This is a genomic window from Streptomyces kebangsaanensis (assembly GCF_001906585.1).
Lineage (GTDB): Bacteria > Actinomycetota > Actinomycetes > Streptomycetales > Streptomycetaceae > Streptomyces > Streptomyces kebangsaanensis.
On the sequence record NZ_JUJA01000154.1, the window covers coordinates 75502 to 83440 of the forward strand.

Annotated in this window: 8 protein-coding genes; all 8 read left to right on the plus strand. The window is 70.0% G+C overall.

The genetic code is table 11. The features are described 5' to 3' along the window. Positions 1 to 121 precede the first annotated feature (121 nt). On the plus strand, positions 122 to 958 hold the full coding sequence (gene tsf / locus RH94_RS25435) for a translation elongation factor Ts (RefSeq protein ID WP_073950280.1): 837 nt from the start codon (positions 122 to 124) through the stop codon (positions 956 to 958). Positions 959 to 1165: 207 nt separating this feature from the next. After that, positions 1166 to 1924 (plus strand): UMP kinase, encoded by a 759-nt coding sequence (gene pyrH / locus RH94_RS25440; protein WP_073950282.1) that lies wholly within the window; start codon positions 1166 to 1168, stop codon positions 1922 to 1924. Between the two features lie 122 nt (positions 1925 to 2046). Beyond that, positions 2047 to 2604, plus strand: a complete 558-nt coding sequence (gene frr, locus RH94_RS25445; RefSeq protein ID WP_073950284.1) for a ribosome recycling factor — start codon at positions 2047 to 2049, stop codon at positions 2602 to 2604. Continuing rightward, positions 2604 to 3800, plus strand: a complete 1197-nt coding sequence (locus tag RH94_RS25450) for a phosphatidate cytidylyltransferase (protein ID WP_073950286.1) — start codon at positions 2604 to 2606, stop codon at positions 3798 to 3800. The genes frr and RH94_RS25450 overlap by 1 nt, the downstream gene beginning before the upstream one ends. Positions 3801 to 3901: 101 nt before the next feature. Then, a complete protein-coding gene (locus tag RH94_RS40885; RefSeq protein ID WP_158073089.1) occupies positions 3902 to 4078 on the plus strand; it encodes a hypothetical protein in 177 nt (58 codons plus the stop codon). A gap of 66 nt (positions 4079 to 4144) precedes the next feature. Next, entirely contained in the window at positions 4145 to 5251 is a 1107-nt protein-coding gene (gene rlmN / locus RH94_RS25455) for a 23S rRNA (adenine(2503)-C(2))-methyltransferase RlmN (RefSeq protein ID WP_073950288.1), read from the plus strand. 222 nt (positions 5252 to 5473) lie between these two features. Continuing rightward, entirely contained in the window at positions 5474 to 6556 is a 1083-nt protein-coding gene (locus RH94_RS25460) for a thiamine ABC transporter substrate-binding protein (protein ID WP_073950290.1), read from the plus strand. A 56-nt stretch (positions 6557 to 6612) separates the two neighbouring features. After that, positions 6613 to 7939: ABC transporter permease (locus RH94_RS25465; protein ID WP_234426045.1), on the plus strand; the 1327-nt coding region annotated here is incomplete at its 3' end.

Below are 7939 nucleotides of genomic sequence, written 5' to 3' on the forward strand. Positions count from 1 at the left end.
CCCGCCGTTCACCCGTGGATCAGCGGTGCGTCAGCGGCCCCCGTTCCAGGGGATGCCCCCCGGGGACTCGCAGGCCCCCTGATCTTCGATCTTCCAGACCTCGAGAAAGATTCACAGACTCATGGCGAACTACACCGCCGCCGACGTCAAGAAGCTCCGCGAGCTCACCGGTGCCGGCATGATGGACTGCAAGAAGGCGCTGGACGAGGCCGAGGGCAACGTCGAGAAGGCCGTCGAGGCGCTGCGCATCAAGGGCCAGAAGGGCGTCGCCAAGCGCGAGGGCCGCTCCGCCGAGAACGGCGCCGTGGTCTCGATCATCGCCGACGACAACTCCTCCGGTGTCCTCGTCGAGCTGAAGTGCGAGACGGACTTCGTCGCCAAGGGCGAGAAGTTCCAGGCCGCGGCGAAGGCCATCGCCGAGCACATCGCCAAGACCTCCCCGGCCGACCTCGAGGCCCTGCTGGCCTCCGAGATCGAGTCCGGCAAGACCGTCCAGGCGTACGTGGACGAGGCCAACGCCAACCTCGGTGAGAAGATCGTCCTGGACCGCTTCGCGCAGTTCTCCGACGGCTTCGTGACCGCGTACATGCACCGCACGATGCCCGACCTGCCCCCGCAGATCGGTGTCCTCGTCGAGCTGGACAAGCCCAACGCCGAGGTCGCCAAGGGCGTCGCCCAGCACATCGCCGCCTTCGCGCCGAAGTACCTCTCCAAGGAGGAGGTGCCGGCCGACATCGTCGAGTCCGAGCGCCGTATCGCCGAGGAGACCACCCGTGCCGAGGGCAAGCCCGAGGCCGCGATCGCCAAGATCGTCGAGGGTCGTCTGAACGGCTTCTTCAAGGACGCCACGCTGCTCGGCCAGCCGTACGCGCTCGACCAGAAGAAGTCGGTCCAGAAGGTTCTGGACGAGGCCGGTGTCACCCTGAAGCGCTTCACGCGCATCAAGGTCGGCATCTGAGAGTCTCAAGTCCGTACCGCGACGGACGCCCGACCCGGATAGGGTCGACAGCAGTCGTCCGCGTCGTGCGCGTATGCCGCCACGCACACGCGCGCGTGGGACGACAGCAGATCTGACGAGGAGGCCATTGCCGCTGCATGGGATGCGAGACGCCCCACCGGCAATGGCCTTCTTCGCATGTGCACCACGTAACAGAGGCGGGATCTCATGACCACCAAGGCCCAGAAGAGCGACGACGGCAAAGTACCCGGCCGGTTTCTGCTGAAGCTGTCCGGAGAGGCATTCTCCGGCGGCGGGGGCCTGGGCGTCGATCCGGACGTGGTGCACGCCATCGCCCGTGAGATCGCGGCCGTCGTACGGGACGGCGCGCAGATCGCGGTCGTGATCGGCGGCGGCAACTTCTTCCGCGGCGCCGAACTCCAGCAGCGCGGCATGGACCGCGCCCGCTCGGACTACATGGGCATGCTCGGCACCGTGATGAACTGCCTGGCCCTGCAGGACTTCCTGGAGAAGGAAGGCATCGACAGCCGGGTCCAGACCGCCATCACCATGGGCCAGGTCGCCGAGCCGTACATCCCGCTGCGCGCCGTGCGCCACCTGGAGAAGGGCCGTGTGGTCATCTTCGGCGCCGGTATGGGCATGCCGTACTTCTCCACCGACACCACCGCCGCCCAGCGCGCCCTGGAAATCGACGCCGAGGCGCTGCTGATGGGCAAGAACGGGGTGGACGGGGTTTACGACTCCGACCCGAAGGCCAACCCGGACGCCGTGAAGTTCGACTCGCTCGGCTACGGCGAGGTCATCACGCGCGACCTGAAGGTCGCCGACGCCACGGCGATCACGCTGTGCCGTGACAACAAGCTCCCGATCGTCGTCTTCGAGCTTCTGGCGGAGGGCAACATCGCCCGGGCCGTCAAGGGTGAGAAGATCGGCACGCTTGTCGGTGACCAAGGCAGCCGGGACTGACCGAGGGATGGACAATGTCCTGCCGGTCGGGAACCGTGCAGGAAAGAAGACGCGACGCAGCCGGCCGCCGGCCCCGACAAGGAACCGCAGCCGGGCCTACTCAAGACACGCAGGAGCAAGTGGTGATCGAAGAGACCCTCCTCGAAGCCGAGGAGAAGATGGAGAAGGCCGTCGTGGTCGCCAAGGAGGACTTCGCCGCGATCCGCACCGGCCGTGCGCACCCGGCGATGTTCAACAAGATCGTGGCCGACTACTACGGCGCGCCGACGCCGATCAACCAGCTGGCCTCGTTCTCCGTGCCGGAGCCGCGCATGGCCGTCGTGACCCCGTTCGACAAGAGCGCGCTGCGCAACATCGAGCAGGCGATCCGCGACTCCGACCTGGGCGTCAACCCGAGCAACGACGGCAACATCATCCGCGTGGTGTTCCCCGAGCTCACCGAGGAGCGCCGCCGCGACTACATCAAGGTCGCCAAGACCAAGGGTGAGGACGCCAAGGTCTCCATCCGCGCCGTGCGGCGCAAGGCCAAGGACGCCATCGACAAGCTGATCAAGGACGGCGAGGTCGGCGAGGACGAGGGCCGTCGTGCGGAGAAGGAGCTCGACGACACCACCGCGAAGTACGTGGCGCAGGTGGACGAGCTCCTGAAGCACAAGGAAGCGGAACTGCTCGAGATCTGATGAACGACTCTTCCTGGGGGCCGAGACAGGCCGGGTACTGGGGGCCCGCGGACCGGTCACCCGCCCAGGGACCCGTCCCGGGGGCCGCCCCGACGGGTCCCGCGTACGATGCGCATGACGCCCAGCGGACTCGCCCCATGCCCATCGTGCCCGACGGGCCCGCCCACGGCGGAAACCAGGATGACGACCAGGGGGCTGCTCGACCGGGCGGCCCCTCGTTCCGCGACGGCATGCCCCAGCCGCCGCGGCAGCCGTACCACGCGCCGCAGCAGCGGCCCTACGACACACCGCGGACGCAGCCCTCCCACGGGGCGGCGCCGCAGAATCCGGAGCCCATGCCCGACGCCCCGCAGCCGGCGCCCGCGCCGGCACCGCAGAAGAAGGGCGCGGGACGCGACCTGGGCGCCGCCATAGGCGTCGGCGTCGGGCTCGGCGTGGTGATCGTCGCGTCGCTGTTCGTCGTCAAGGCCGTGTTCGTGGGTGTCGTCGCGGTCGCGGTCGTGGTGGGGCTGTGGGAGCTCACCAAGCGGCTCGAGGAGCGCAAGGGCATCAAGGCGCCGCTCGTGCCGCTGGCGGTCGGCGGAGCGGCCATGGTGGTCGCCGGGTACGTGCGGGGGGCCGAGGGGGCCTGGGTGGCGATGGCGCTGACCGCGCTCGCCGTCCTGGTCTGGCGGATGACACAGCCGCCGGAGGGCTACCTCAAGGACGTCACGGCCGGTGTCTTCGCGGCGTTCTACGTCCCGTTCCTGGCCACGTTCGTGACGATGATGCTGGCCGCGGACGACGGCCCCCGCCGCGTGCTGACCTTCCTCGTCCTCACAGTGGTCAGCGACACGGGCGCGTACGCCGTCGGCTGGCGCTTCGGCCGGCACAAGCTCGCCCCGCGCATCAGCCCCGGCAAGACCCGCGAGGGCCTGCTCGGCGCGATCGCCTTCGCGATGGTGGCGGGCGCGCTCTGCACGCAGTTCCTGATCGAGGGCGGCGCCTGGTGGCAGGGCCTCCTCCTCGGCCTCGCGGTCGCCATCAGCGCGACCCTGGGCGACCTCGGCGAGTCCATGATCAAACGCGACCTGGGCATCAAGGACATGGGCACCCTGCTGCCGGGCCACGGCGGCATCATGGACCGCCTGGACTCGCTCCTGCCCACGGCCCCGGTGGTCTGGCTGCTGCTGGTGATCTTCGTCGGTTCCGGCTGACCCGCCCGGACCACGCCCGCACGGGCCCCCACCCACCGGGTGGGGGCCCGTCGGCGTCCCCGGCGCCGACCGCTCATGGGGCCCGCCGGTAGGATCCCCGCATGGGGCGGGCTCGGTTGGGGGACGACGGCAGATACCACGGCGACCTGCCGTGCCGCTGGTGCGACGCCCTCATCAACCAGGACGGACGGCGCAGGCCGCGGCTCTACTGCAACGGTTGGCACCGGACGAAGACGTATCTCTCCCGGATCGGCGCACTGATCGCAGGCCTCTTCTGACCCGGCCGCCGGGTTGTCCACAGCCGATCGGGGCCACCCCGGTGGATCTGCGACACTGGTAGCACCATGCCCAAGCCCGGAGAACTCACCTTTGTCGCCCCGCGCGGAGCCAAGAAGCCGCCGCGGCACCTCGCCGACCTCTCGCCCGCCGAGCGCAAGGAGGCCGTGGCGGCGATCGGCGAGAAGCCGTTTCGCGCCAAGCAGCTCTCGCAGCACTACTTCGCGCGGTACGCGCACGACCCGGAGCAGTGGACCGACATCCCCGCCGGATCCCGCGCCAAGCTCCAGGAGGCCCTGCTTCCGGAGCTGATGACGGTCGTACGGCATCTGTCGACCGACCAGGGCGCCACCCGCAAGACCCTGTGGCGGCTGTTCGACGGCACGCTCGTGGAGTCGGTGCTCATGCGCTACCCGGACCGGGTGACCATGTGCATCAGCTCGCAGGCGGGCTGTGGCATGAACTGCCCGTTCTGCGCCACCGGACAGGCCGGCCTCGACCGCAACCTGTCGACCGCCGAGATCGTGCACCAGATCGTCGACGGCATGCGCGCCCTGCGCGACGGCGAGGTCCCCGGGGGTCCGGCCCGGCTGTCCAACATCGTCTTCATGGGCATGGGCGAGCCGCTCGCCAACTACAACCGCGTCGTCGCCGCCATCCGCGCCCTGACCGCCCCCGAGCCGGACGGCCTCGGGCTGTCCCAGCGGGGGATCACCGTCTCGACGGTGGGCCTGGTCCCGGCGATCCACCGGTTCGTCGACGAGGGCTTCAAGTGCCGGCTCGCCATCTCCCTGCACGCCCCCGACGACGAGCTGCGCGACACCCTCGTTCCCGTCAACACACGGTGGAAGGTGCGGGAGGTGCTGGACGCCGGCTTCGAGTACACCGCCAGGTCCGGACGCCGGCTCTCCATCGAGTACGCGCTGATCCGGGACATCAACGACCAGGCGTGGCGCGGCGACCGGCTCGGCCGGCTGCTCAAGGGCAGGCCGGTGCACGTCAACCTCATCCCGCTCAACCCGACCCCCGGCTCCAAGTGGACCGCCTCGCGGCCCGAGGACGAGAAGGCGTTCGTCGAGGCCATCGCCGCCCACGGAGTGCCGGTGACCATCCGGGACACCCGCGGTCAGGAGATCGACGGGGCGTGCGGACAGCTGGCTGCCACCGAGCGATAGCAGGACGGTACCCTTGGGGCCGTACACATCTTCATATTCCGACAGGGGAGCGCCACAGCGCTGAGAGTGCGGCACCGGCCGCAGACCCTCTGAACCTCGCCCAGGTCATTCTGGGTAGGAAGTTCGGTCATCACTCGAGCTGTTGCGCCCTGCCCGGGTATCCCTCGCGGATCCCGGGCAGGGCCGCGTCTCCTCCTGGCCAACCCCCAGGAGCGAAATCCAGTGCACACCAAGACGTTCGTCGCCGTGGCGGTCGGGCTCGGTCTGGTCACGCTGTCCGCGTGCGGAGCGTCGAACGGCAAGAGCGACTCCTCGTCCGCGGACACCAGGACGGTGACCCTCGTCAGTCACAACTCGTGGGCCGCGTCCAAGGGCGTCATCGCGGACTTCGAGAAGCGGTCCGGCTACACCGTCAAGGTCCTCGAGGACGGCGACGCCGGCCAGGCCGTCAACAAGGCCATCCTCACCAAGGACCACCCGCAGGGCGACGTCCTCTTCGGCGTCGACAACACCCTGCTGTCCCGGGCCCTGGACAACGGCCTGTTCCAGACTTACCAGCCCAAGGGCTCCGACCTGATCCTGCCCCAGTACCGGACCGACCAGGCGAAGCACCGGGTCACACCGATCGACTCCGGCGACGTCTGCGTCAACTACGACAAGAAGTACTTCGCCGACCGCAAGCTGGCCCCGCCGGCCTCCTTCGACGACCTCGTCAAACCGCAGTACAAGAACCTCCTCGTCACCGAGAACGCCGCCACCTCCTCGCCCGGCCTCGGCTTCCTGCTCGGCACCGTCGCCGAGTACGGCGACGACGGCTGGCAGGACTACTGGAAGAAGCTCAAGGCCAACGGCGTCAAGGTCGTCGACGGCTGGGACGTGGCCTACAACCAGGAGTTCTCCGGCTCCGCCGGCGGCAGGAAGGCCAAGGGCGACCGGCCGCTGGTCGTCTCCTACGCCTCCTCGCCGCCCGCCGAGGTCATCTACGCCGAGCCGCGGCCGAAGACCGCGCCCACCGGGGTCGCGTACGGCACCTGCTTCCGGCAGGTCGAGTACGCCGGGCTGCTCAGCAACGCCAGGAACCCCGAGGGAGGCAAGGCGCTCCTCGACTTCCTGCTCACCAAGGAGTTCCAGGAGGACATGCCGCTGAACATGTTCGTCCACCCGGTGCGCGAAGGCGCCCAGGTGCCGCCGGAGTTCACCGAGTACGGCCGCCAGGCCGAGAACCCCGGGACCATGGCCCCCGGCAAGATCGCCGACAACCGCGACCAGTGGGTCAAGTCGTGGACCTCGCTCGTACTGAAGTAGCCCCCCGCAGGGGCCGTACGCGCAGCCGTACGGGGAACGCGGCGCGGCTCGGCCTCATGGCCGTGCCCGTCGCGTTCTTCGCGCTGTTCTTCGCCTACCCCGTGGCCGCGATCGTCCAGCGCGGCCTCAAGGCCGACGGCGCCTGGCAGTTGGGGCGGATCACCGACGTGCTCGCCCAGTCCGGCATCCGGCACGTGCTCTGGTTCACCACCTGGCAGGCGCTCGCCTCCACCGCGCTCACGCTGCTGATCGCCCTGCCCGGCGCGTACGTCTTCGCCCGCCTGGACTTCCCCGGCCGCCAGGTCCTCAGAGCCGTCGTCACCGTGCCGTTCGTGCTGCCCACGGTCGTCGTCGGCACCGCGTTCCTCGCGGTCGTCGGGCGCGGCGGACTCCTCGACGAGCTGTGGGGCGTCCGCCTGGACACCACGGTGTGGGCGATCCTGCTCGCCCACGTCTTCTTCAACTACGCCGTCGTCGTACGGACCGTGGGCGGCCTGTGGGCCGGACTCGACCCCCGGCAGGAGGAGGCGGCCCGCATGCTCGGCGCCTCGCCGCTGACCGCCTGGCGCAAGGTCACCCTGCCGGCGCTCGCGCCCGCGGTGGCCGCCGCCGCGCTGATGGTCTTCCTGTTCACCTTCACCTCCTTCGGCGTGGTGCAGATCCTCGGCGGCCCCACCTTCTCCACCCTCGAAGTGGAGATCTACCGGCAGACGTCCCAGATCTTCGACCTGTCCACCGCCGCGGTCCTGACGGTCGTCCAGTTCCTGGCGGTGGGCGCGATCCTCGCCGTGCACGCCTGGACCGTACGGCGCCGGGAGAGCGCGCTGAAACTGGTGGACGCCTCCGTCACCGCCCGCCGCCCGCGCGGCGCGGGACAGTGGGCGCTTCTCGCCGGCGTCCTGGTCACCGTCGCGCTGCTCCTCGTGCTGCCGCTCGCCGTGCTGGTGCAGCGCTCGCTCACCGCACCCGACTTCGGCTACTACCGGGCGCTGACCGACCCCGACGGCGGCACCTTCCTGGTCGCGCCGGTCAACGCCGTCGGCACCTCCCTGGCGTACGCCGCCGCCGCGACCGCGATCGCCGTGGTGATCGGCGGTCTGGCCGCCGCGGCGCTCGCCCGCCGCGACGCCGGCCGGCTCGTGCGCGGCTTCGACGCGCTGCTGATGCTTCCCCTCGGGGTCTCCGCGGTGACCGTCGGATTCGGCTTCCTGATCGCCCTCGACAAGCCGCCGCTGGACCTCAGGCAGTCCTGGATCCTGGTCCCGCTCGCCCAGGCCCTGGTCGGCGTGCCCTTCGTCGTGCGGACCATGCTGCCCGTGCTGCGCGCGGTGGACGTACGGCTGCGGGAGGCGGCGGCCGTGCTCGGGGCCTCGCCGTGGCGGG

What these genes read in the sequence shown, in the direction of transcription:
- tsf (WP_073950280.1), top strand. Translation starts at nt 122, where the DNA reads ATGGCGAACTACACCGCCGCCGACGTCAAGAAGCTCCGCGAGCTCACC.
- RH94_RS25450 (WP_073950286.1), top strand. Translation starts at nt 2,604, where the DNA reads ATGAACGACTCTTCCTGGGGGCCGAGACAGGCCGGGTACTGGGGGCCC.
- rlmN (WP_073950288.1), top strand. Translation starts at nt 4,145, where the DNA reads ATGCCCAAGCCCGGAGAACTCACCTTTGTCGCCCCGCGCGGAGCCAAG.
- RH94_RS40885 (WP_158073089.1), top strand. Translation starts at nt 3,902, where the DNA reads ATGGGGCGGGCTCGGTTGGGGGACGACGGCAGATACCACGGCGACCTG.
- pyrH (WP_073950282.1), top strand. Translation starts at nt 1,166, where the DNA reads ATGACCACCAAGGCCCAGAAGAGCGACGACGGCAAAGTACCCGGCCGG.